The sequence below is a fragment of the Ohtaekwangia sp. genome, assembly GCF_036786105.1.
Lineage (GTDB): Bacteria > Bacteroidota > Bacteroidia > Cytophagales > Cyclobacteriaceae > Ohtaekwangia.
Genome location: NZ_DAIQRQ010000020.1, coordinates 47233 through 72371, shown reverse-complemented (window position 1 = coordinate 72371; position 25139 = coordinate 47233). Strand labels below are relative to the sequence as shown.

The 25139-nt window shown below is 45.0% G+C and carries 17 protein-coding genes; 13 read left to right on the top strand and 4 right to left on the bottom strand.

Annotated elements, in window-relative coordinates; genetic code table 11:
* Positions 1-294: 294 nt before the first annotated feature.
* On the bottom strand, positions 295-714 hold the full coding sequence (locus V7Q33_RS10910) for an OsmC family protein (protein ID WP_331974456.1): 420 nt from the start codon (positions 712-714) through the stop codon (positions 295-297).
* A gap of 228 nt (positions 715-942) precedes the next feature.
* On the opposite strand from V7Q33_RS10910, the gene V7Q33_RS10905 reads away from it, so the two are divergent.
* From V7Q33_RS10905 to V7Q33_RS10880, 6 genes are all read left to right on the top strand, one after another.
* The gene (locus V7Q33_RS10905; protein ID WP_331974458.1) at positions 943-1635 is read left to right on the top strand and encodes a response regulator transcription factor; all 693 of its coding nucleotides are present in this window, start codon (positions 943-945) and stop codon (positions 1633-1635) included.
* Positions 1632-3005 (top strand): sensor histidine kinase, encoded by a 1374-nt coding sequence (locus V7Q33_RS10900; RefSeq protein WP_333819857.1) that lies wholly within the window; start codon positions 1632-1634, stop codon positions 3003-3005. Before V7Q33_RS10905 ends, V7Q33_RS10900 begins: the two co-directional genes overlap by 4 nt.
* A gap of 105 nt (positions 3006-3110) precedes the next feature.
* On the top strand, positions 3111-3593 hold the full coding sequence (locus V7Q33_RS10895) for a hypothetical protein (RefSeq protein WP_333819856.1): 483 nt from the start codon (positions 3111-3113) through the stop codon (positions 3591-3593).
* A 22-nt stretch (positions 3594-3615) separates the two neighbouring features.
* A complete protein-coding gene (locus V7Q33_RS10890) occupies positions 3616-4077 on the top strand; it encodes a hypothetical protein (RefSeq protein WP_333819855.1) in 462 nt (153 codons plus the stop codon).
* Positions 4078-4093: 16 nt separating this feature from the next.
* The gene (locus V7Q33_RS10885; RefSeq protein WP_333819854.1) at positions 4094-4912 is read left to right on the top strand and encodes a YoaK family protein; all 819 of its coding nucleotides are present in this window, start codon (positions 4094-4096) and stop codon (positions 4910-4912) included.
* A gap of 651 nt (positions 4913-5563) precedes the next feature.
* Positions 5564-6076 carry a hypothetical protein gene (locus tag V7Q33_RS10880; RefSeq protein ID WP_331974468.1) on the top strand — a complete coding sequence of 171 codons (513 nt, stop codon included), beginning with the start codon at positions 5564-5566 and terminating at the stop codon, positions 6074-6076.
* A 78-nt stretch (positions 6077-6154) separates the two neighbouring features.
* Here V7Q33_RS10880 and V7Q33_RS10875 read toward each other — a convergent pair whose 3' ends face one another.
* Positions 6155-7480: an APC family permease gene (locus V7Q33_RS10875; protein WP_333819853.1), complete on the bottom strand. Its 1326-nt coding sequence runs from the start codon at positions 7478-7480 to the stop codon at positions 6155-6157.
* A gap of 551 nt (positions 7481-8031) precedes the next feature.
* Here V7Q33_RS10875 and V7Q33_RS10870 point away from each other — a divergent pair.
* Positions 8032-11286 carry a TonB-dependent receptor gene (locus V7Q33_RS10870; protein WP_333819852.1) on the top strand — a complete coding sequence of 1085 codons (3255 nt, stop codon included), beginning with the start codon at positions 8032-8034 and terminating at the stop codon, positions 11284-11286.
* Between the two features lie 54 nt (positions 11287-11340).
* On the opposite strand, the gene V7Q33_RS10865 is transcribed toward V7Q33_RS10870, so the two are convergent.
* Together V7Q33_RS10865 and V7Q33_RS10860 are read right to left on the bottom strand one after the other, a co-directional pair.
* Positions 11341-14103, bottom strand: coding sequence for a tetratricopeptide repeat protein (locus V7Q33_RS10865; protein WP_333819851.1), 2763 nt, complete (start codon positions 14101-14103; stop codon positions 11341-11343).
* Positions 14104-14275: 172 nt separating this feature from the next.
* Positions 14276-14740 carry an NUDIX domain-containing protein gene (locus V7Q33_RS10860; RefSeq protein ID WP_331974476.1) on the bottom strand — a complete coding sequence of 155 codons (465 nt, stop codon included), beginning with the start codon at positions 14738-14740 and terminating at the stop codon, positions 14276-14278.
* 147 nt (positions 14741-14887) lie between these two features.
* On the opposite strand from V7Q33_RS10860, the gene V7Q33_RS10855 reads away from it, so the two are divergent.
* From V7Q33_RS10855 to V7Q33_RS10830, 6 genes are all read left to right on the top strand, one after another.
* Positions 14888-15028: a hypothetical protein gene (locus V7Q33_RS10855; protein WP_331974478.1), complete on the top strand. Its 141-nt coding sequence runs from the start codon at positions 14888-14890 to the stop codon at positions 15026-15028.
* A gap of 27 nt (positions 15029-15055) precedes the next feature.
* Positions 15056-17773, top strand: coding sequence for a DNA ligase D (gene ligD, locus V7Q33_RS10850; protein ID WP_333819850.1), 2718 nt, complete (start codon positions 15056-15058; stop codon positions 17771-17773).
* Positions 17774-17943: 170 nt separating this feature from the next.
* Positions 17944-18522, top strand: a complete 579-nt coding sequence (locus tag V7Q33_RS10845) for an O-methyltransferase (RefSeq protein WP_333819849.1) — start codon at positions 17944-17946, stop codon at positions 18520-18522.
* 815 nt (positions 18523-19337) lie between these two features.
* The gene (locus V7Q33_RS10840) at positions 19338-20684 is read left to right on the top strand and encodes a TolC family protein (protein WP_331974484.1); all 1347 of its coding nucleotides are present in this window, start codon (positions 19338-19340) and stop codon (positions 20682-20684) included.
* Positions 20685-20702: 18 nt separating this feature from the next.
* Entirely contained in the window at positions 20703-21836 is a 1134-nt protein-coding gene (locus tag V7Q33_RS10835; protein WP_331974486.1) for an efflux RND transporter periplasmic adaptor subunit, read from the top strand.
* A 33-nt stretch (positions 21837-21869) separates the two neighbouring features.
* On the top strand, positions 21870-25058 hold the full coding sequence (locus V7Q33_RS10830) for an efflux RND transporter permease subunit (protein WP_333819848.1): 3189 nt from the start codon (positions 21870-21872) through the stop codon (positions 25056-25058).
* The last annotated feature ends 81 nt before the right edge of the window (positions 25059-25139 follow it).

Below are 25139 nucleotides of genomic sequence, written 5' to 3'. Positions count from 1 at the left end.
TACTATCATGCGATAGGAATAGTTGCAGGCTTCTGGCTACAGGTTGCTGGCCGAATGTTGTACTTTCCTTTCGTCATTCGATGTTCCTTGTTAGAATGTTGTCGAATACATTCGGACGTTAACGTACCTCGATGTATCATAACTTGCAGAGTGCAGCAGTGGCATTGCTGGAATTAACTAATTATACGGTAAAGTGAAACGGGAGTACGATCACGAACTGTAAACCATACAAGCAAAACGGGCAACTCGTAAAGTCGCCCGTTTGTTATATAGTTATATTCAAATGCCTGCCGATTAATAGCTCACATTCAATGTAATGGGTACACTGGCGAGTGCCTTGGATATAGGGCAGTTTTCTTTGGCAGCATTCGCTATAGTTTTGAATTGCTCAGCTGATAAGTTTGCAATCTGTGCCGCTGTCAGATCAAGTGTAATACCGGTTATTTTCAGCGCGTTCGTGTCAAACTCAACGGTAGCTTTTGTATCGAGATTACCTGCTGTAAAGCCGGCCTGCATCAGGGCAGCGCTTAGCGCCATGGTAAAACAACCAGCATGTGCAGCGCCGATCAGTTCTTCCGGATTGGTGCCTACGCCATCTGCAAAGCGCGTATTAAATGAATATTGTGTTTTGTTGAGGGTTGTACTTTGCGTAGTGATGTCGCCTTTACCTGCTTTGAGGTCACCACTCCAGTGTGCACTTGCTGTTCTTTTCATAGTAATAACATTTAGTTAATGAACGATGTTTTGGGTTGAGTAAATCGTGCGACAATCTACTAACGAATTTGGTCGATTACAATTCCTGAATTTCCGATCGGTATTTCTATAGCTGAATTGTGCGCTATAACGGTGTAACCGGAATCAGCAGGAGAGATTATACCCTTGCGGGTGTTATGGAACGGTAGCGAAAGATTTTACTATTTTGGCAGCCTGAAACAGTAATACATGAAGCGGATTCTTTTGATAGAAGACGAAAGCAGCGTAGTTTCATTCATCCGGAAAGGACTTTCGGAGGAAGGCTATGAAGTTAGTGTTGCCCTCGATGGCAACCAGGGAACACACATGGCTATGACCTATGAGTATGATGTAATTATACTCGACATTATGCTACCCGATAAGAATGGACTGGAAATATGCAAAGAGATACGAATCTATAATAAGAAGGTAGCCATCCTGTTTCTCACGGCCCTGGGTACAGCGGAAAACGTTGTGCTTGGACTCGAAACCGGTGCTGACGATTACCTGGTAAAGCCTTTCAAGTTCATTGAGTTACAGGCCAGGATCAAATCACTTCTGCGAAGAACTGATCCGGCTCAGCTCGCACCCGTAGCAGAGCCCTATCTCTATAAGTTTGCCGACATCGAACTGAATGATCTTACCAAAACCGTAAAGCGTGGAGAAACCGTTATTACTTTTACTTCTACAGAATATCGCCTGTTGCTGTTGTTTCTCAAAAATCCGAAGCGTGTACTTTCAAGAACGGAAATACTCGACCAGGTATGGGGTGTAGATTTTGATATGGGTACCAATGTAGTAGATGTATATGTAAATTATCTCCGCAAGAAGCTTGAACAAAACAATGCACTCCGTGTTTTGCAAACGGTAATCGGGATGGGATATGTATTGAAGGACGAATGAAGACGCGTACACGTATAGCGCTTGTTTTTTTTCTGGTAACACTGGCTATCATGATCGTGATGAGCGGTTCTATTTATTATTTCGTTATCAAATATACCTTTAACGATTTCTACAAGCGTCTTCAAACGCGGGCGGCCGTGGCTGCCGGCATTATGCTGGAGACGGAATCAGCAACCGCCTTTCAGCAGATGCGCGATCGTATACTGGAGAAACTTCCGGAAGAAGAAGACTATATTTTTGAAATTACCGGAAATACAGATTTCACGCAGGAGCGTGAGCAGCTTCATTTGCCGCAATCCTTCTTTACCGATATTGTAGGCGGAAATATATCATACTACCAGAAGGATAATGTATTTTTTGCCGGCATCCTGTATGAGAAGGATGCACATCGCTATATAGTTATTGTATCCGCAGAGAATTACTACTACTCACATCACCTCGCAAATCTTCGAAGAATTTTACTGGTGGCCATCATTTCTGTTTCATTGCTTGTGTTATCAGCATCGGTAGTATTCTCGCGGTATATTATTAATCCGGTTCAGGAAATTACCAATCAGGTAAAAGAAATTAACTCTCAAAACCTGCATTTGCGTCTTACCACGTCCAGTGTTCATGACGAGATTAATGAGTTGAAGATTACATTCAATACCATGCTGGATCGGCTGGAGACATCGTTTGCTACGCAGAATAATTTTATCAGCAATGCTTCGCACGAGCTGGGCACACCACTCACCGGTATTATAGGCGAAGCGGATGTAGCATTGTCTAAAAGCCGCGGGCCGGAAGAATATCGTGAGTCGCTGAGCATTATTCTGAAGGAAGCAGAGCGACTGGAAAGAATTACCCGCTCGCTATTGTTCCTGGCGCAGACCGGATTTGATGGCAAAAAGCAAAAGATGGAGATTCTGCGTGTAGACCAACTGTTGTGGGATGTGAAGGAAACGATCGACAAGATCAACCCGAGAAATAAGGTATACATTGACCTGAGCCTCATACCCGACAACCCGCTGAAGCTAAAGATCAGAGGCAATGCTCAATTGCTGCATCTGGCTGTTTCCAACATTGTGAGTAATGCCTGCAAGTATTCTTCCAATAAAGTTGTAGTGCTGTCGATCGGCACCACGGATGAACATGTCGTTATCGTTGTGAAAGATTCGGGTATCGGTATTCCGGAGTCTGAATTGCAATATATTTATGATCCATTTTACCGGGCGTCTAACACTCACAGTTTTGAGGGCTATGGCATCGGGTTACCGCTGGCCAGAAACATCGTTCGCCAGCATCAGGGAGCTATTGTGGTTACATCAAAAGTAAATGAAGGCACCACAGTGCGGCTTACGTTTCCGTTTGCCAATATACCGGGTAATTAATCCTGGCGTTTCTTAACAGATTTTAATCTCGTTGCCATTACATTTTAATCTGCCTCTTAGATCATCCTAATCAGGACATGCCACCTTGCGCAAAAAGAAAATTATATGCGCAAAACAATTTTAATACCCACCGATTTCACAGTAATGCCTTTATTACTGTTGAAACATGCAGCCGTAAACGAGAACCGTGCACTGGATATACTATTCCTGTATGGCACGTTGTTGCCCGATTCTATAACTGATCTGTTATTTTACTCACCAAAAAAAATACTGGATACTGCAATGAGCTCTGACTTCCGCGAAGGATGCGCGGTTATTCAAAACAAGTATCCTGAAAAGATACAGAGTATACGGTTTGAAGTATTTCACGGCCGGAGTACGGATGCTTTCAAAACCCTGGTAAGTATGCAGAAAGTTGATGAGGTACTGATACCGCAGCTGTATACCTTTCGTGAGCACGAGAACAGTTTTAACCCTGTGCCACTGATTCTTAAAAGCGGTGTGCCGGTAATGCAGGTAATTGTTGAACAACCACAGTATATTTCAGAAGGCGACTTGCTGGCAGGTTTACTCACAAGTACGCTATAGTGGCAATAAAAATAATTGGCTTATGAAACCAGGAATCATCGGTGTGATACTTATGCTGTTGGCGATCTCCGCTTTGGCCTGGCTGAAGCATTCCATACCCGGCCCCGATGTATTGATTGTGGGGGTATGGAATGAGCAGACGTGGGAATATGAGAAAGTTTATTCAACGGAAGATCTGGAGAAAGTAAAACAGGAAGAGCAAATGTCGCAGACTGTGAAAGATCAATTGGGCAGGCACCTGATCATTCACTCAGCAGAAAAATGGCTGTTTCGCCCGGATGGAACATTAATTCTGAAAGGTGACCATGCCGATACTGCAGTGAAGTGGAAGATAAAGGGCCGGGGACATATACTTGAATTGGAATATAACGATCGGATTGTTGAACACTATAACCTCACCGAACTGACCCGCGATCAGATGGTGCTGAACTTTGATTCAGATATGCAGGTACGTGGTGTGGCCAAGTTGATATTCAAACGATAAAAAAAGATTACAGAACATGTTACGAAAATATAGCAATAGCAGAAACCTGGCCGATAATATTCGGTTGGGGGTGCTGACAGCATTTGTTGCGGGTATGGTAAACGTTGCGTCCTTTCTCATCTTCCTGTCGTTCTCGTCTAATGTAACAGGATACTTTGCTGTTTTTGCAGCGGAGATGAGCAAAGGCGACTATTACCAGGTATTGGTTGCAGCCGGGTGGATACTGTTGTTCTTCTTCGGAAGCTTTGTGTCCAACCTGATTGTTATACATGTTAATCGTAATAAATATATAGCCCATGCCTTGCCGCTGGTGCTGGAAATGATTTGCCTGTTAACCGTAGGTATATATGGACAGTTCTTTTACCAGGAAACGCTCCTGGAGACAGAAGCGCTTTTGTCATTGATGTTGTTTGCCATGGGGCTTCAGAACGGGTTAACGGCAAGTATCTCTAATTTCGCAGTGAAAACAACGCACCTTACCGGAGCAACCACCGATCTTGGCATCCTTCTATCCATGTTCACTAAAAAGGAATTTCGCAATAATACTGAGCTTAGGGGTAAGGCAAAGCTTATCGCATCGATAACAACATCATACATCAGTGGTGCTGTTGTTGCCGGTTTTTCATATCAGTGGTTGCAATTCAAACTGTTCTATGTCGTCTGTATTTTGCTGTCGGTTGTTATTGCGTATGACGCTTATAAATTAAGTGTACAGCGATACCAGCATCGTGCCCGCAGGAAAAGCTTTGATACAACCAATCGTCTGGCGCAATCGCAGACATACAATAATGGATCGTTGCTTGACAGAAACTTTAAAAAACAGGAGTCGGTATAGATTATTGCTGTGAAGGTTGGAGAAGACGTTGTGAATGATCGGCTCTTTTCAGAAACGAAGCACACGTCTATCCGAACCTTCACATGCATTTCTATCTCCTGTTACTAATTGCCGGGAGACGTACGAATGCAACACCGTTCTTTAGAAGGTAATTATACAGTTTGGCCACATGCGTGGTTCACTGTCATACCTTTTACGGGGCGATGGGTGTATTTTCTCAGGTTGTATTGAAAGTGAATTTAATGCAGATACCGTTCATCAAAAGATGTTATATGCCGATTTGTACATTTTTTTTGTAACCCTTTGCCCAAGTTACAGTAATTATGAGCAATGAATAAAAGTGGATGAAGTTACTTCCTGTATCTGACTTTCTATTTTCAGATTATTTGTGCGGTAACGGACAATTAGTGTATACTTTTGAACAGTTAAGTCGGTGTGTTCTTAACATGTTCTCGTTTATAATTTCATCTAGCGTAAGATGGGGGAGAAGAAGCATAACAATGTTGATAATTAATATATACCTGACGACTATAGATCCGCTGGAGTAAAATAAATTGCAGCCGATTAATTTTTTGGCTAACCTCAGTTATGAAATACCCGTATTAATGATTTAGAAGATTCCTGAACCCATAAGCCACCATTCAAAGTTTTATGACAGATGTAGCGATCACCATCCGAATATCTTCTGGCGAAGATGAGTTTTCACAGTCAGTTGCCAAAGTTGTTGTTTCAGAGCAGGATAATTCAGTCGCCAGCATTTTGCAAGGTTCCCCATTGATAAAGTATACCAGCATTCCTTTTTCATTGAATGCAATAATGTCCGAAGACGAACGGAATTACTTCTATGATTTCCTCCCAGACGAAGACGATGACCAGATGCAGACTATCTCGGCTGTTGCTCCGGCTGCAGTAGCCATCGCATTTTTTGAAAAGATCAGATCGCATCTTATTCAACAATGTCCATCTTATCTGTTGCAAGACCTGGAAAATGTTGAACCTGTGAGACAAAGCGCCGGCGAAAAGGAGCGTGCAAAGGAGAGAATTATCCTGGATTATCTCCACCTCTGGGATTCACTAAGCCAGATCGTTGGTGTTTTAAAGGTAGCGAACACAACAAATAGTAACGTGCAGCTGATTATGAACCACTCGCAGGCTTTTAATTAACCGCGTGTAGTTGCAGAACTTGAAAAGATGCTTTAAGAAACATACGTCTAAACAAGTATATTTTAGCGTAGCATAACGTTAGTCGTCAGCAGTCTGAAGTTTCTCTTTGGCAAAGTATACCACTACTCCCAGTACAATCATACTCATTCCGCCAAGCGCCATCTTCCAGCCGGTGGAAATCAGGATACAAAGCCACATGCCGATAGCAATATAAACGGGCACAGGAAAGAAAGGCATTTTATAAGGGAAGTGCTTGCGCTTGTTATTCGCCAACAATAGAAGTCCCACCGCCTGCCCGATGAACTGTACCAGTATACGCATAGCCAGGATTGCACTGATAACATCACTGAGCCGGAACAAGAGACTGAATATAAAAGCGACCGCCCCCAGAAACACGATTGATACATACGGGAAGTTTCCCCTGGGATGTACACGTGAGAACACTTTAAAGAAAGCACCATCAACGGCAGCGGCATAAGGAATGCGGCTATAGCCAAGGGTAGCCGAAAATACAGAGGCAAATGCCACCAGCAATATAAGCCCGGTAATGATCTTGCCCGCCAATGGTCCGCCCAGCTCGTGCATGAACAGGCTGATTACATAATCGCTGTTCATTGCTTTTTGCCAGGGAATAACACTTACGATGCTCACGTTCATGAGCAGATAGAGTGCAAATATACCGACTATGGATAGCAGCATACTGCGCGGTATATTTCTGGATGGATTGATAATGTCGCCTCCGAGATGACAGACGTTGTAATACCCGAGGTAGCTATATACCGTTTTCACGGAAGCGAAACCAATCGCGGCCGCGAAGCTGTGGTTCATGGTAATGCCTTCATTCATAGTTTGAAGTGGCATCGTAAAATTGCCGTGAGCCATGCCCTGAGCAATGATCCAAAGGATCGTTCCGATAACAATGATCCATAGCAGGACGCTGATCTTCCCTATATCTTCAATCTTTCGGAACAAGAGAATAACAATACAGATCACCACACCGCCACTTACCATTTTACTTTCCCAGGTTGTGAGCGGTGTGAGGTAAGAGAAGTAAGAGGCGAAACCGATTGCAGCGGAAGCGATCACCAATGGAGCTTGTATCAGCGTTTGCCATACAAACAGAAAGCTCATCAGTTTGCCAATTTTCCTGGAGGGGAATGCTTCTTTCAGAAAGTTATACGATCCTCCTGCCAGCGGAAAGGCTGCTCCGAGTTCGCTCCAAACGAGTGCATCAATGATAGAGAGCACTGCACCCGCCACCCATGCATATAAAAAGTAAGGGCCGTTCATGATGCCGATCACCATGGGAAGGGTTATGAAAGGACCGATCCCTACCATATCAGTCATATTAATCGCGGTGGCCTGTAAAAGTCCCAACCGTCTTTCCTTCAACGGTTCAGACATATAGCGTGTAAAGTTCAATCATGCAGTATCCTTAAAAGCATTATCGGAGAGAATTAGTTTACTGCCGGGCGCAAACTCAGAGTCAATCCCTGAGCCCTGGCATCTAAGTGCCTAATTCTTAGTTATTAAAATTCAAATATATTTTGCAAGATGTCGTATGTTAACTTCATGTTAAATATGTGTATCGATTTAATGATTTAGCAACACACGGCCTTCTTTCTTTTCAGCACCTTTGTGCCCAGAACTGCGAGCAAAGTGAAGCTATCTCTGCATACGTTGATGACCTTTTTTACGGTGGACACTTGTCTGCCGGATATAAATTTTAATCAGCGCGCTGAAAGTCATGATACAGATACCGCGTTTACTAAAATGCTTGTGATAAATCCTTTTCATCACAAGTTACAGCCCTATAGCATTACACCCTGCAGAGGTTGCCGCGAATTCCGATTTGTAACTTTTAACAGCGGTTTATCGCGCCCGCGCCCAGATTGTCTGAGCACTCCAAGCTATTTACTTTTTACTTCATACCAACCAAAACAATTCGTCTTTCTATGAAAACGAGATTATTACCTGTTCTTCTGTTTTTACTTGTTCCGCTTTTTACGTGGGCACAAGTTACAACCAGTTCCGTCAGCGGAAAGATCACCGATGCTAAAGGTGATGATTTGCCCGGGGCTACTATTCAATTGATCTATAAACCAACCAACACAGTATATGGTGTGGTAACCAATGCTGATGGCCGCTATACATTGCGCAACCTGAATCCGGGTGGCCCTTATGAGGTTACGGTAACATTCATTGGCTACCAGGTTGAGAAACTTGAGAATGTTACACTGAAGCTGGGTGAAACCCTGAAACTGGATGTTCAATTAAAAGAAGAATCAACAACGCTTCAGGAGGTTCAGGTAGTGGCAGATAATATTCTGGATCTGAACAAGACCGGTACCAGCAACAGTGTAAGCAAGGAGCAATTGCAGAGCCTGCCTACGCTGAGCAGAAGTTTTTCTGATTTTACACGCCTTACTCCACAAGCGAGCAACAACTCTTTTGCGGGTACAAGCTTCCGGTATAACAACATTACGTTGGATGGTGCCATTAACAACGATGCCATCGGATTCAGTCCGTCATTGGGAGGTGTAAGCGGTACAGCCAATCAACCGGGCAGCAGCACACGTACCAATTCATTCAGTCTCGATGCGATACAGGAAGTGCAGGTACAACTGGCGCCTTACGATGTTACACTCGGTAACTTTACCGGTGGTAGTGTTAACGCCGTTTCAAGAAGTGGTAGCAACAATGTTACCGGTTCAGTATATGGTTTCGGCAGAAACGCAGCAATTACCGGTAAATATAAAGGCAATGATAAAGTAGGAGATGGCTCTATCGCCAACGCTTATCATGATTATCAAACCGGTTTTCGCATTGGTTTCCCTATCATAAAAGATAAATTGTTCTGGTTTACCAATGAAGAAATTACCCGCAGCCAGATACCGGCATTCTTTCCGGCAGGGGCTCCGAATTATTTCATGACAACGGATATAGCGAACCAGATCACTAATAAACTGAAGTCGCTTCCGGCATCAACCTACAACCCTGCGGGAGGTTATGATCCCGGTGCTACGCAAGACTATAACATTTACTCCAAGAGCGTAAAGTTCTTTAACCGTCTCGATTGGGTTATCAATAAAAATCACTCGCTTGCCATTCGCAATAACTCCGTAATTTCAGAAGCCAGTAACCTGGAACGTTCTACTTCTGAATTTCAATTCGGTAACTACGATTTTGTTCAAAAGAACCATAACATCAGCACAGTTGCTGAATTGAAGAGCCGTTTTGGAAACACGACCAGCAACAGCTTGATTGTAGGGTATACAGATATTACCGATCGCCGTGATCCAAACGGCACACTGTTTCCACAGATACAGATCAACGGTATAGGCAGCGGTCACGCACTGATTGGAACGAACCGCGAGGCGGCTGTATTCAATATGCATCAGAAAACATTTGAGGTTACAGATAACTTCCGTTGGTTCACGGGTAACCACTCATTCACACTGGGTACGCATAACGAGTTCTATAAGATCGACTATACATTCATTAACTCCTATAACGGACGATTTGATTACGCCAGCCTTGCAGACTTCCTGGCTGACAAGCCTTCACGCATGCGTGCGATCTACAATCCTAACGATAACAGTCTGAGCAACAACCTGGCAAACTCTCCGGCCAAGTTCAACATCTCCATGAACAGCTTGTATATTCAGGATGAACTTGCAGCAACAACCAAACTGGTGGTGACCTATGGACTTCGCGCAGATATCACGATCATGCCGAACACACCGCCAACCGATGCGCATGCTTTATTCCCGAATCCTCCGGCCAACTATGGAACAACCTATACCTATAGCAATCCGGTAGCCACTAACAATAACAAGTTCTTCGGACAAGTATATCTTTCACCTCGCGTCGGATTTAACTATGATGTGAAAGGCGATAAGTCACTGGTATTGCGCGGCGGTAGCGGTATATTTACCGGCCGTATACCTTTTGCCTGGTTGGGATATGCTTACGTGAACGATGGCAAGACCTATGCTGCACTTGATCTGAATCCGCCGAAAGCAGGTACGGCAATACCAACAGATCCTACACAGTTCAAGAACTTTGCCGCGGCAAACGGATCATCAAACCGCGTTGAGCTTGATATTCTTGACAAAAATTTTCAAATGCCTAGAATGTGGAGAAGCAGCTTCGCAACCGATGTAATGCTGGGCAACGGCTATAAACTGACGTTGGAAGCATTGTATACAAAAACATTGAAAGATGTGCAGATCAAACAGATCAACCTGAAGGACTCTGTATATTACGCTGCTACCGATGTAAATCATCAGCAACCTTTGTACCTGTCAGGTGGTGCTACCGGCAACCGCGTAAGCAACAATTTCTCCAGTGTATATCTGATCACCAACACTACCAAAGGACAACGTTATTCGGTGACAGCACAACTTTCCAAGCAATATCCGTTTGGTTTGAGCTTCATGACCGCCTATACTTACGGACAATCAAAAGATATTTTGAACGGTATACGCAATTCACCGGAATCAGGATGGCAGTTGAACCAGGCGTTGAATCCTAACAACCCGGGCCTGACTTATTCAAACTTCGATATCCGTCATCGCATTGTAGCTACTGTGCAGTATAAAAAATCATGGAATGATAAATTGACCTCTTACATTTCATTGATCTCTACGAACCAGTCTGGTTCACCGTTCACGTGGGTAAATACAGCGAACAGCAACTTGTCGCGTTCAGGCCAGCAGGTTGACCTGATGTTTATACCGGCCTCTGCAGATCAGATTAATCTCGTAGACAAAAAGAATGCAGACGGTACAGTTACAACAGCCGCTCAGCAATATGCAGACCTTGCGGACTTTATCAACAATGATCCATACCTGAGCAAACACAAAGGTGAATTTACAGAACGCAACGCAGCGAGAACACCATGGAACAACCTGCTCGATCTTCGTTTGATGCAAGACATAAATTTCAAGGTAGGAGAGAAGACACACCAGTTACAAATCACGTTCGATGTGATCAACTTCTCGAACATGCTGAACAAGAATTGGGGAAGAGTATATTTTACACCGAATACACAAAACTCTTCAGTTGACATGGGACTTCGTGTGACCCGCGCCAATAATTCTACTGCACAACCTACGTATACTTTTACACGCCCTACAACTTCCTACTCAATCGATCAGTTCAGCTCACGCTGGCAAGGTCAATTGGGCTTGAGATATAGCTTCTAAAAGTAATCTACAGAATATATTAAAAGCCCCGGGGTCAATCCTGGGGCTTATTTTTTACTCAGATATACCTGAACCGGGTTCGGCAGGTTGATTGTGAACAGTATGTTGTAACGATTCTTCCAGTATCAGTGGCAGCGTTACCCGAAATGTTGAACCGCGCCCGAGTTCCGATTCCACTTCGATGCTTCCGCGCAATACTTCAATCTGTGCTTTGATCAGGTATAGCCCTATACCACGCCCTTCCACGTGTGTATGAAATCGCTTGTATAGCTTGAATAGTTTCTCCTTATGCAATTGCGTGTCGAAGCCAAGGCCATTGTCGCGTATCTCCAATATAGCCTTGCCGTCCACGCTTTTGCTGGTGGCTGTTACGGCAAGTTTTCTCTCTGGCGAACGAAATTTAATGGCGTTGCTCAACAGGTTATAGAACGTACTTTGCAGCATTGCCTTTATGGTAATGATCCTGGGTAACGCATGGAAGTCTGCTACTATCTCTTCTTCTCCGGTAAAGCTATCCTGCAAAAGGCTGATGCATTGCTTCCATTCTTTTTCAAGCTCCGTTACTTCCAGGTATTGATCCGGTTCATTCCGAAGGTCGAGCACTTTATTCAAGTCTTTAATGACAATGTCCAGATCGGAAGCCGTCTTGGAGATAAGCTCTATCCATCGTTGCACATGCACGATATCTTTTTCTGCCTGTGCCAGTTCAGCCAGACCAATGAGGCGCACAGCCGGACCACGCAGGTTATGCGAAACCGTATAAGAGAACTGCAGCAATTCGTTGTTGTGTTTCACCAGCTCTTCATTGGTAGTGCGCAGCTCAAGCGTCTTCTCGGCCACCATCCGTTCGAGGCCGCGGTTAAGGTCGCTGATGTTTCTGTTACTCTCGGCAAGTTTATTAGCCTGCGTTTGAATCTCTTCGTTTTGTTCTGAGACTTCGTGGTACAGATGTTTCAGCTCCGCATTCATCTGCTGAAGCTGGTTGGCTTGTGCCTGTATATTTTTATTCTTATCGGTAATAACCTTGTTGAGCGTTTTAATGCGACTGTAAAAACGATAGTACACGAATACGAGAACCGCTAACAAGGCAATCACAATAAAGCCGGCAATCAGTAAAATATACTGCTGCCGTAGCCGCGACTCCTGCAAGTGTATCTTGTCTTCTGCAAGCTGCTTGTCTTTTTGTAACACCTTGATGTCACGGTCGCGTTGTTCAATCTCCTGCGTCTTTTCAAGGTTCACAAATCTGCGTGCCAGATCTGTACGATGAACCGAATCTTTTAAGGTGCTGGCCAGCATAGAAAACTTTAGCGATTCTTTGAACTTGTTCTGTGCAGCGAGTAAATCTCTTCGCGTGTTATAGTTTCGGATCAGCAGCTCATTGGCATGTGCACGATGACAGAATTGTTCTGATAGATCGAGCAACCGGGTGGCCTCGGTATAATTACCAGAATGGATATATACATCAGCGGCAGCCCATTGCGACCAGGCCAGGCCGTAACTATAATCAGAGTTTTCAGCACGTTGTATACTCTCACGATACAACGCAAGAGCACGAGCCGGGTGGTTTTGTGCGGCTTCAAGCAAGCCGCGGTTCATCAACGCCTCACTGAGCGCACGGTCATCTCCCCACCGGGTATATATATAGATTACGGAATCGAGGGCCATCCGGGCTGCATCAAAATTATGCAACTCGGTTAGCACAACTCCTTTTAGCATCAGTGCCTCTGCCATATCGCCTTGCAGTTGTCTCTTGGCACCACTGCCCAGAGCTTCATTGGCTATTCGGAGTGCCTGCATCATATCACCGAGATGAAAGTTTACCCAGCCTATGCGGTTGCGGATACTATAGGTATCGGCTTCAAATCCTTGCTGCTTGCTGAGCTTGAGCGCATCATACAGGTTGTTTAGTGATAGTTCATACTCCGCGCGATCAGAAAATACTTTTCCCATATCGGTGAGCAATGTTATATACTTTCGAATGAGCAATTTTTTCAGATAGTAGACACGGGCAGAATCAAACAACGCTACTGCTTCCCCGAAACGACCTTTCTGAAAAAAGATAAGCGCACGCAAATGCTGCACATCGTTGAAGTCTTCGGCATCATCCTCATAATCTTTTACCAGGAGCTCGGCTTCATCGAGCATAACTTCGGCACCATCCAGATCACCGGATGCAAACATGTTGCCCGCTTTCAGAGTAAGCGCATCGGCCAATAATATTTTATCGGGCAATAGTCTGCGAATCGCAATGGCCCGATCCAGGTAAAGTTGTTGCTTTTCGTAATCGTAGCGCTGTCCATACAGGGCGCTCATGTTCCGATATATCTTCGATAGTGTAACGGCGTTGCTGCTATCCTTGAAGATCTCGTACGATTTGCTGAAGTAAAATAATGCGGAATCATTCTCTACTTCTTCCAACGCGCAAACACCGAGCTGTAACAAAGTATAGCCTTGATTGGCACGGTCACCGGCTTGTATAGACAATGTCAACCCGCGATGAAGATCATGGTGTGCAGCGGTAAATTGCCCGGAAAGATATTCGTATACACCGCGATATGCAAAAGCAACGGCTTCACCTTTTATATAGCCAATTTGTTGGCTAAGCTCTGTTGCCTGTCGGTTATACAATATTACTTTGTCGTTGTCGCGCGTGATGAATTCGTACGTGAGTTGATTGAGAAGATCAACTTTTTCTTGCTGTGAGGCTTTTGAAAGGCGCTGTTCGAGGCTATCGATGACTTTCGATTGCGCTAATGTATGACCAGAAACAATGACCAGTAAACACAGGAATACGAAAGCCTTGCTGCAATTCATGCTTGAATCTGGAGGTGAACGTTAAAGCAAAATTAGCGGTATTCGGCTCTTAAAAAAATGATAGCAGAAATGTGCAAAAATACGATTGTACTAATCGATCATTAAGATTGTTATCGGAAATCTGCACAAAACCGGCTTTAACGGAAACGAAGCTTGAATTTGGATATGCCGGTCAACTATATATCGCATGCGCCCGTTCGAGGAATGGTAGTTGCTGCGGGTTGATCAGCCTGGCCGCTTGTTCAAATCCCAGCCACGCGGCACGGTCTACCTCCGCTACGTTAATGTATTTGCCCGAGTGCGGTGGCCACTCCATAGGAAATGTGTTGGAGACGATTGGCTGACTGCTCTCATCCCAGGCTCCTGCAAAACACCAGGCGTGCACAATCTTGCCGCCTTTGGTTTTTATTGTGCCCAGATCATGAAACGGAGGCGAGGAAGAGAGCCCCGTTTCTTCATGAAACTCGCGTTGTGCTGCGGCCAGCAGGTCTTCGTTGTTATCGGCTATACCTTTGGGGATACTCCAGACACCTTCGTTCTTTTTTACGTAGTAGGGGCCACCGGGATGTACCAGGAAGAATTCCTGCTTTCCTGAAATTTTGCGACACATTAAAAGTCCAGCGGATTGTATAGCCATGCATATATACTTTTACATTCGAAATATATACTTCTTGTAGGTACGCTAAAAGCATTCACTTTTGAAGAAGTACTATTTGCATGCCAGCAAGTAAGCTACGTGTTACGTGGCACCATTTTTTAACGGCTTGTTAAAAACACAAAGGTTATGAAAACAGCCAGCAAGAAAAGAGGTCCCAAGGACAGAAGTTACGTTAACAAGTCTGAGAAGTTTGAAGTTGCATACGAGAAAAAGCGCAAGACACCGGCGAAGAAATTCGGAAGCAGTCGGAAGACGGCATCGAAATAATATCGATCCTTTTTTTGAAAGAACGCTATGGGACTAACCACATATAAAAAGAAACGTTCTTTTTCACGCACACCGGAGCCCACCGGGGGAAAGGCTGATACAGAGGTGTTGCGCTTTGTTGTGCAGAAGCATGCAGCTTCTCATTTGCATTACGACTTCCGCCTGGAGATGGGAGGCGTGCTGAAGAGTTGGGCGGTTCCAAAAGGACCTTCCATGGACCCGGATGTAAAACGCCTGGCGATGATGGTGGAAGATCATCCTTTTGATTATCGGAATTTTGAGGGCGTTATACCGGAAGGCAACTACGGTGCCGGTACGGTGATCGTGTGGGATGAAGGTATATATCATGCTGACGATGATTTTCCGGATAAAAAATCGGAAGACAAAGCGTTACTCCGGCAATGGCATGCGGGCAAGATCAGCTTTATACTGCAAGGCAAAAAACTGAAAGGTGCTTTTGCTTTGGTAAAAGCCAGCAGCCGTGGTGAGAACAGTTGGCTGCTAATGAAACTGAAAGATAAATATGCTGATAAAGAAGATATACTTCTGAAAGATCGATCGGTTATCTCCAGGAAAACACTCGAACAGGTTAAGGCAGCGCCACAACGAATCTACGGACAAAAGAGTGTGGCAGCAAAGACTCCGCGTAAGAAAGAAAAGGGAGCGCGCACGGTAAAAAAGACTGCGCGAAAAACGAGCAGTGCTCCTCATGCCCGGAAAGAGGAACCTGCATCCGATGATGCATCATCGGCTACATCCATTCTTCAATCGGCTCCGAAGAAAAAGTTCTACACGAACCTGGTTCCTATGCTGGCCACATTGGTTGATAAACCAATCGATCAACCTGGATGGTTATATGAAATAAAATGGGATGGCTATCGCGCGGTTGCCTTTATCCATGAAGGCGTGGTAGAATTGAAATCGCGCAACGATAAGTCATTCAATAAGAAATTTTATCCGCTATATCATGCCCTGGAAGAATGGAACATCAACGCGATTGTAGATGGAGAGATTGTTGTGATCGGGGAAAATGGTCAATCTGATTTTGGAGCACTGCAAAACTGGCGAAGCGAGGCCGATGGCGACCTGGTGTATTATCTCTTCGATGTTGTTTGGTTAAATGGTAAAGATCTGTGCAATGTACCGCTGGAACAAAGGCGTGCAGTGTTGCAAAGTATCGCGCCTGGCAATGGCATGATTCGCGTGAGTGAATCATTCAATGTAACCGCAAAAGAATTTTACGCGGCAGCAACACAGATGGGCCTTGAAGGCATGATGGCCAAAAAGGCGGATAGCCTGTATATATCGGGCACCCGCACTACAGAGTGGCTAAAGATCAAAGCCAACAAAAGGCAGGAAGTTGTTATTGGCGGATATACCCAAAACGAAAATTCAGGCAAGGCTTTCAGCTCTCTGCTGGTGGGCGTTTATGAAGGTAACGACTTTGTATATACCGGAAAAATCGGAACCGGTTTTACGCAAAAGCAGCAGCAGGAAATGATGCAGCAGTTCAAACCGCTTGTGGTGAAGAAACATCCTTTTACAAGACTTCCGGACTATAACAAACCTTCGCGATTCAATCCACGCCCGGCCCAGGCTACGGCTACATGGCTTAAACCGGAATTGGTTTGTGAAGTGAGCTATACCGAGATAACCAGCGATGGTGTAATGCGCCATCCATCTTTTGAAGGTATGCGGGTTGATAAGAAAGCGCACGATGTTACGCGTGAAAATGCAATTCCTGCAGAAGAAGTTGTTGGTAAAGATGTGCGTAAAGCAAAATCAAAATTTGTGGAAGCGCATGCCAGGCGGGAGCGGAGCACGCTGCTGAATCCGACCGATGAAACGCAAGTGCGTGAAGTGGATGGCCACTCAATAAAATTTACCAACCTGAGCAAACTATACTGGCCTGATGAAAAAGTAACAAAGCGCGACATGCTGAATTACTATTACCAGGTTGCACCTTATATACTTCCATACCTGAAAGACAGACCGCAGTCGCTTAATCGTTTTCCCAATGGTATCAAAAGCAAGAGCTTCTATCAGAAAGATGTTACCGGCAAAGTGCCTGATTGGGTAAGCACATATCTGTACCACAGCAGTGATGAGATTGAGGTGGACAAACATTTCATGATTCCGAAGAGTGAAGCTGATGTACTATTGATGGCATCGATGGGATGTATTGAAATGAATCCGTGGAGTAGTCGTGTAGATACACCGGATTATCCTGACTGGTGTATCATTGATCTTGATCCGGATAAAAATTCATTCGACCAGGTAATTATAGCGGCACAGGTTACGCATCAACTGCTGGACAGCATTGGTATACCATCCTATTGTAAAACCAGTGGCTCCACGGGATTGCACATCTATATACCGTTGGGTGCCCGCTATACCTATGAGCAGTCTAAGGAATTTGCCCGCGTTCTGGTAACGCATGTTCATAAAGAGATACCCACGTTTACCAGCATTGAACGTATAGTGTCTAATCGAAAGGGAAAAATGTATCTTGACTTTCTGCAGAATCGTCCGAAGGCAACGCTGGCAGCGCCGTATTCGTTGCGCCCGAAACCAGGTGCTACAGTATCCATGCCGCTGCATTGGGATGAAGTAAAGAAGGGGTTAAAAATGACAGATTTCACGATCTTCAATGCCGTAGACAGGATTAGAGAAACCGGTGATTTGTTCAAGCCTGTACTGGGTAAAGGTATCGACCTCGATAAAATGAGCAGGAAACTTTCATAATACGTATACTTGCAACAATAGCGAACGTTAGCTTACTTAAAAGTAATAAATCAATTTTGTATACGTATACGTTGGTGAAATTATTTTCATATATATGCAGTAATTGATGTTTGCTATACATGTTTCAATCTGATGCATATATAAATCAAAACAACTGATCGTTCACATTTATGACGGAACAAATTAACCAGCCATTACCCGGTGCCTACACGCAGATACTGGCAGCTACCCAAGTCTCCGGATTTACCATGGCCTCTGATATACTTACTTGTTCACTGTTGCGTACACTGGCAGCTTCCAAGCCGGGTGGAAAATTTCTGGAACTGGGCACAGGAACCGGCCTGTCTACTGCGTGGATACTCGATGGTATGGACCATGCCTCTACACTGGTGTCAGTAGACAATGACAAATCATTTCTGGATATAGCTTCCCAATACCTGGGGGCAGACACACGCCTAGAACTGGTTGCATCCGATGGTGGCGATTGGCTCCATAACAATCGCAGCCAAACATACGACTATATATTTGCAGACACCTGGCATGGCAAATACCGGATGCTTGAGGATACACTCGCCATGCTAAACAAAGGCGGACTATACATTATTGATGACATGCTACCGCAACCTAACTGGCCGGAGGGGCACCATGAAAAAGTTACCAACCTGTTGGCTATACTGGATGCACGGCAGGACCTGATCTTGACACGACAAGTATGGGCCACGGGTATTGTAGTGGCTGTTAAGAAATAGCTGAAAAATTTTAAAAAGCCCTGAGCTTTCAACTACTGCTGCGCGAGATCGTGTTCATCCTTTTTTTAGTTAATCGCATATGCTACGCGTGAAAAGCTTAATTGCACTGACTGTTAAGAATAAGGATGTTCTGACAGGTATATATTTTGGCAGAACCAAGGCATGGGCAAACGGTTGGGCTACGGGACCGGAATCATTCATCACAATAGACGCATACGTGATGTACAAGAGCTGGGAGAAGGCCAGTTGTTGTATGACAGACAGCCAGCGCCTGACCGTGAGAGTTTGAATATACAGCCGTTAGCTTATTGCCTTTCCGTCTTCCCTAATTTTTTACCTTCTGTGTAAATCTTGAAGAAAATTCCAATTCAATTGTTCAATCAAAAGTTATCATTACCAGTTAAAGCGGTGTAGATGTTTTACGGGCACTCATCACATATATAGCTATTAACGATTACAATTACGACTATCAGGTGCAAACCTTTGCACATACTCTGACCAGTATATTTCATGAAAATTTTTCTGGGAAAAGTGAACTCCGTTGCCGTTACTTTACGTTGACAAATTTGTTAAATAAAAAAAACCGATGCTCCTATATCTGAAAAAGGTTTGCCTGACCGATACAATATTTTAAAAGGCTGAACGACTCCCATTCTGAATAGACAACAAAATTGACTATTTAAAAACGTAATGAACTATAGACCAAACATGTATACATGACAGATTCTCCGTAAAGCAATTTCCAAACAACCACCGTTGTGGCCTCGCCACTAAAAAACCATACCCCGTAATTACTACACATTTTTAAACACACTATGCAATCGACCTTAACCCAAAGAAAAGACCTTTTATGGATTGTCGCGATTGTACTTGTTCTCCCGTGGATGAGTTATGCACAGCAGCAGGGTACATCGCAGGATAGCACGTTGCAAGTCGCTACGTTAGACAGAGTTGTTCAGTATGCTCTTGTACATCAACCCGCCGTTCAACAGGCTGTTATTGACCAGGAGATTACAAACAAAGTAATCAAGGGCAAACTCGCAGACTGGTATCCGCAGATCAATTTTACCTATAACTACCAGCGTTTCTTCGACTTACAGACAAGTGTGATCGGTGGAAACACCATTCGTTTTGGTGTTGACAATACTTCATCGGGCCAGATCAATGCTACACAGGCAATCTTTAACCGCGATGTATTGCTCGCCAGCAGCACGGCTTCTAAAGTAAGAATACAAGCCGAGCAGAATACAGTAAAGAGTAAAATTGATGTTGTTGTAAATGTCACCAAGGCATTCTACGACCTGTTGGCTACCACTCAAACGATCAAAGTAAATGAAGAATCGATTGTGCGACTGGAACGAAGCCTCAAAGATTCTTATAGCCGGTATACCAGCGGTGTTGCCGATAAGACCGATTACAAGCGGGCCCAGATTTCGTTGAACAATGCCAGGGCATCTCTTAAAAGTGCACGGGAGCAATTGCTTTATAAACAAGAGTATCTCAAGATGTTAATGGGATATCCCGTGCACGGCTCTTTAAATGTTCAGTACGATTCCGCGCAGATGGAGAACGAGATCGCGTTTGATACCACGCAACAGATCAACTTCTCGCAGAACATCGACTACAAGCTTTTATACATATCGAAAGAGCTTCAGCATGCGAACGTGAAGTATGCACGTTGGGCATTTCTGCCAACGCTAAGTGCATTTGGTTCCTATATATTGAATTACCAGAACAATAGCTTTGGTGAACTTTACAATAAGCGATACCCGTATTCGTATGCCGGTGTTACGCTGGCCATTCCTGTCTTCCAGGGAGGTAAACGCATCGCCAAGATACAGGAGCAGAAATGGACGGAGAAGCGTATTGATGTGAGTCTGAAGAATCTTGAGAACTCGTTGAACACAGAGTATACCCGCGCACTGGCGGCTTATAAAAGCAATCTGAGCAACTACCTGGCGCAGAAAGAAAATGCAGCACTTGCCCAGGAAGTGTATGATGTCATTACGCTTCAATACAAGAACGGTGTTCGCACCTACCTGGACGTAACGGTATCAGAGACTGATCTTCGAACCACCCGTATCAATTACTTCAACGCCCTGAACCTCGTACTGGCCAGTAAGATGGATGTACTCCGGGCACTTGGACAAATCAATTACTAACTCAGAAACCATTACACTATGTCATTTAAAAATATACCATCGTACGCTTCTGTGGCATTGTTGCTTGCAACATTTGCCTGCGGAAATAAAAATCAGCAGGGGATGCAGGGGCCTCCGCCGGTGAATGTGGCTGTGCAAACAGTATCGACCGGAGATGCCGCATACTATGACGAATATCCTGCCATTGTACGTGCATTACAGGAAGTAGAGCTGCGCCCGCAGGTGAGCGGCTATATTACCGGTATACATTTCATGGAAGGTCAACAGGTAAAGAAAGGACAGAAATTATACTCGATCGATCAGCAACAATCGGAGGCCAACTATAGCCAGGCACTCGCCAACCTTTCCGTGCAGGAAGCAAACCTTGAAAAAGCGAAACGCGATGTAGATCGCTATCGTGAACTGGACAAGCAAGATGCTATTGCCAAACAACAGGTTGACTATGCTGAGGCAACGTATGAAGCTGCGCAGAAACAGGTAGATGCGGCGAAAGCTGCCGTACGTTCTGTGCAAACCAACGTGCGTTATACTTCCATTACGGCTCCGTTTGACGGAACGATTGGTATCTCGCTGGTGCGCCTCGGTGCAGCCGTTACGCCTGGTCAGACCATACTCAACACTATTTCTTCTGATAATCCGATCGCTGTCGATATTACCGTTGATCAGCAGGAGATCTATCGCTTTTCAGAGCTTCTTGCCCGTAAGGCAGCCAAGAATGATTCGACATTCCGTTTATCATTCAAAGGTGAGTTATACCCGTACTCCGGAAAGATCAGCATCATCGATCGCGCGGTTGATCCGCAAACCGGTACCATCAAAATGCGTATTGAATTTCCGAATCCAGACCATATTCTGCGTTCAGGTATGAGCGGCACATTGCTCGTGCAAACAACTACCAGCAAGGCAGTAATTATACCGTACAAAGCGGTTAACGAGCAGCTCGGTGAGTTCTATGTATATATGGCTGACAGCGCGAAGGCCACGCAGGTAAAAGTAAAACTGGGCAAGCAGGTCGGTCGCAATATCATTATCCGCGATGGCCTGAAAGAAGGTGATGTGATCATTACCGAAGGTATACAGAGCCTTCGCGAAGGTACACCGATCAACATTGGTCAACCTGGTGGCAATGCTCCACAAGCAGCAAAAAAATAACCCGACAACCATTCATCTTATAACCGAGAACAAATGATCTCAGATGTATTTATAAAACGGCCGGTTACGTCTATCGTAGTATCCCTGGTAATTGTACTGGTGGGTATCATCGCGATGACAACACTGCCCATTTCGCAGTACCCGGATATTACACCGCCTACGGTAAACGTGAACAGCACCTATATTGGTGCAGATGCACAAACGGTGGAGCAAACCACCACTACGGCTATCGAAGCACAGATCAACGGTACCCCCGGTATGTCCTATATGTCCAGTAACAGTACCGGCAGTGGTGTCAGTGCTATTACGGTAACATTCGATATTGGTACCGATATAAACATTGCTACGCTTGATGTACAGAACCGGGTAAGTGTGGCCGAGCCTGCACTGCCGGAGATTGTAAAACGTCTCGGTATCACGGTACGCAAGCGTAACCCCAGTATATTTCTCGCACTGGCACTATATTCTCCAAAGGGAACACACGATGCAACTTTCCTCGGAAACTTCGGAAATATATACCTGAAAGATGCGTTGCTGCGTGTAAGTGGTGTGGGTGATATCGTGATGGTGGGCGATGACTTCGGTATGCGTATCTGGTTGAACCCTGAGAAGCTTGCCAGCCTCGGTATAACGCCGGCAGAAGTAAACGCTGCGTTGTCTGAGCAAAACCTTCAAATCGCAGCCGGTTCGATCGGTGCGAGCCCGCAGCCGCGGTTGCAGGCATTTGAATACAACGTGCTTACCAACAGCCGTATTAACAAAGTAGAAGACTTTGAGAACATTGTTGTGCGCAGCAATCCGCAGCAAGGCAGCCTGGTATATTTAAAAGATATAGCGCGTGTGGAGCTTGCCAAGTTCAACTACGGTAATAACCCGTTTGTAATGCGTAAACCTGCGGCATTCATGCTGCTATACCTGGCACCCGGTGCCAATGCACTGGCGACAAACGAAGGCGTAACCAAAGCACTCGCAGAGTTGAAGAAGAGCTTCCCGAAAGATGTAGATTACCTCGTGCCACTCGAAACAACATCGGTTGTGGAGATCTCTATTGAAGAGGTGGTGCATACCTTGCTGGAAGCGCTTGCACTCGTGGTGCTTGTGGTGTTCCTCTTCCTGCAGAACTGGCGCGCTACGCTGATCCCTGTACTCGCTATTCCGGTATCGCTCATCGGTACATTCATATTCTTTATACCGTTTGGATTTACGATCAATACATTAACGTTGTTTGCATTCGTATTGGCCATTGGTATTGTGGTGGATGATGCCATCGTGGTGGTGGAAGCGATCCAGCACAATATGGATCACTATAAATTATCCCCCAAGGATGCGACAACCCGTGCCATGAAAGAAATTTCTGCGCCTGTGGTAGCCATCGCGTTGATCCTCGCAGCGGTGTTTGTACCGGTAGGATTTGTGCCGGGCATTGTGGGTAAATTATACCAGCAGTTTGCTATTACCATTGCAGTATCAGTAGTGATCTCGGCTTTTGTAGCCCTTTCACTTACACCGGCATTGAGCATGCTGTTGCTGAAGCCACACAACGGAGACACCAGGAAGAATTTTCTCGACCGTTTCTTTGATCGCTTCAACAACTGGTTTAATAAGGTGACACGTTCCTATACCAGCGGTGTGGGTAAATGGATCAAGCACACACCGTATGTAATGGTAATGATGGTATGTTTGTTTGTGGGCTTGTTCTGGCTCTTCAAGCATAAGCCAACCGGGTTTATACCCACAGAAGATGAAAAGCGCATGTATGTTACTTATGAAATGCCGGAAGGTACTTCTACCAAGCGTAACATCGAGATGCAGCTGGAGATACAAAAACGTATCGAGTCTATCCGCGCGGTAAAAGTAGTGGGTGGTCTGGCAGGCTTGAATATTCTTACGTTCTCAAACAAGTCGAATGTAGGTACTCTGTTTGTAAATCTGAAGCACTGGAATGAACGTGATCTGAAAACAGAAAGCGTGCAGGCTGTGATGGGAGAGATTCAGAAACGCACGGCTGATATTAAAGAAGCACGCATTCTTACCATAGCACCTCCGGCTATACCGGGTCTGGGACAATCGTCCGGATTTACGTTTGAATTGCAACAGACCACCAGTACAGATGATATCAAACAATTTGAAGGCGTGATGCGCAAGTTTCTCGGTGCTGTGAACCAGCGACCAGAGATCGCGATGGCGTACTCATTCTTCTCGGCACGTACACCAAGTTATCAGGTAGAACTTGATAAGGAAAAAGCGAAGAAACTGGGTGTTTCCGTGTCTGATGCCTATAGCACATTGTCAACGTACCTGGGTAGTACATATGTGAACGACTTCAATATTTACGGTCGTAACTTCCGCGTGGTATCGCAAGCGGATACCTCTTACCGGAAAGACATCAATGATATAGGCAAGTACTTCGTACGCAACAGTACAGGCAACATGGTACCCTTGAGTTCGCTCATCACGTCCAGAATAATCGAGACACCGGCCGTTATATCGCACTATAATATATACCGCTCGGCAGAGATCATGGGGGTTGCCAAGCCAGGTTTTAGTAGCGGGCAGGCTATCGATGCACTCAAAGAAGTAGCGGCACAAACATTACCCGTAGGCTATAGCTATGAATTTGGTGGCATGAGCCGCGAAGAGATCAAGGCAGGTAACAGCACAGGACTTATCTTTGGTATCTCTGTAGTATTCGTTTTCCTGTTCCTGGCTGCCTTGTATGAAAGCTGGTCCGTACCATTCTCGGTATTATTTGCTGTGCCAATCGGTGCATTCGGTTCGATCCTTACACTTACCCTGTTACCGAACCTCACCAACAATATATATGCGCAGATCGGTTTGATAACGCTGATTGGTCTTGCGGCGAAGAACGCAATCTTGATCGTGGAGTTTGCCAAAGAACGTGTAGACAGAGGCATGGAAATCGTAGATGCCACGCTGGAAGCCGTGTCGTTGCGTTTGCGTCCGATCATCATGACTTCGCTGGCCTTTATACTGGGCGTGTTGCCATTGGCATTCGCAGCCGGTGCCGGTGCGGAAGCGCGTAAAACAATTGGCTGGACAGTTGCCGGTGGTATGCTTGCAGCAAGCTCACTGGCTATATTTGTGGTGCCGGTGTTGTTCGTATTCATTACGAAGATCGCTTACCGGAAAAAAGCAAATGCAGCTGCTATACCCGTACCTGCATCACCAACAACAGATGATCATCACGATAGTCATCCATAACGTATAAAAGTACCCTCACAATAAAAAGCGCCCTAAAGCAACGGGGCGCTTTTTATTTTATATTCTTACTTCTTGCTTCTT

Coding starts and splice junctions, on each gene's coding strand:
- V7Q33_RS10845 (WP_333819849.1), top strand. CDS start 17,944: ATGACGGAACAAATTAACCAGCCATTACCCGGTGCCTACACGCAGATA.
- V7Q33_RS10900 (WP_333819857.1), top strand. CDS start 1,632: ATGAAGACGCGTACACGTATAGCGCTTGTTTTTTTTCTGGTAACACTG.
- V7Q33_RS10835 (WP_331974486.1), top strand. CDS start 20,703: ATGTCATTTAAAAATATACCATCGTACGCTTCTGTGGCATTGTTGCTT.
- V7Q33_RS10875 (WP_333819853.1), bottom strand. CDS start 7,480: ATGTCTGAACCGTTGAAGGAAAGACGGTTGGGACTTTTACAGGCCACC.
- V7Q33_RS10865 (WP_333819851.1), bottom strand. CDS start 14,103: ATGAATTGCAGCAAGGCTTTCGTATTCCTGTGTTTACTGGTCATTGTT.
- V7Q33_RS10830 (WP_333819848.1), top strand. CDS start 21,870: ATGATCTCAGATGTATTTATAAAACGGCCGGTTACGTCTATCGTAGTA.
- V7Q33_RS10855 (WP_331974478.1), top strand. CDS start 14,888: ATGAAAACAGCCAGCAAGAAAAGAGGTCCCAAGGACAGAAGTTACGTT.
- V7Q33_RS10910 (WP_331974456.1), bottom strand. CDS start 714: ATGAAAAGAACAGCAAGTGCACACTGGAGTGGTGACCTCAAAGCAGGT.
- V7Q33_RS10895 (WP_333819856.1), top strand. CDS start 3,111: ATGCGCAAAACAATTTTAATACCCACCGATTTCACAGTAATGCCTTTA.
- V7Q33_RS10890 (WP_333819855.1), top strand. CDS start 3,616: ATGAAACCAGGAATCATCGGTGTGATACTTATGCTGTTGGCGATCTCC.
- V7Q33_RS10870 (WP_333819852.1), top strand. CDS start 8,032: ATGAAAACGAGATTATTACCTGTTCTTCTGTTTTTACTTGTTCCGCTT.
- V7Q33_RS10880 (WP_331974468.1), top strand. CDS start 5,564: ATGACAGATGTAGCGATCACCATCCGAATATCTTCTGGCGAAGATGAG.
- V7Q33_RS10860 (WP_331974476.1), bottom strand. CDS start 14,740: ATGGCTATACAATCCGCTGGACTTTTAATGTGTCGCAAAATTTCAGGA.
- V7Q33_RS10905 (WP_331974458.1), top strand. CDS start 943: ATGAAGCGGATTCTTTTGATAGAAGACGAAAGCAGCGTAGTTTCATTC.
- ligD (WP_333819850.1), top strand. CDS start 15,056: ATGGGACTAACCACATATAAAAAGAAACGTTCTTTTTCACGCACACCG.
- V7Q33_RS10885 (WP_333819854.1), top strand. CDS start 4,094: ATGTTACGAAAATATAGCAATAGCAGAAACCTGGCCGATAATATTCGG.
- V7Q33_RS10840 (WP_331974484.1), top strand. CDS start 19,338: ATGCAATCGACCTTAACCCAAAGAAAAGACCTTTTATGGATTGTCGCG.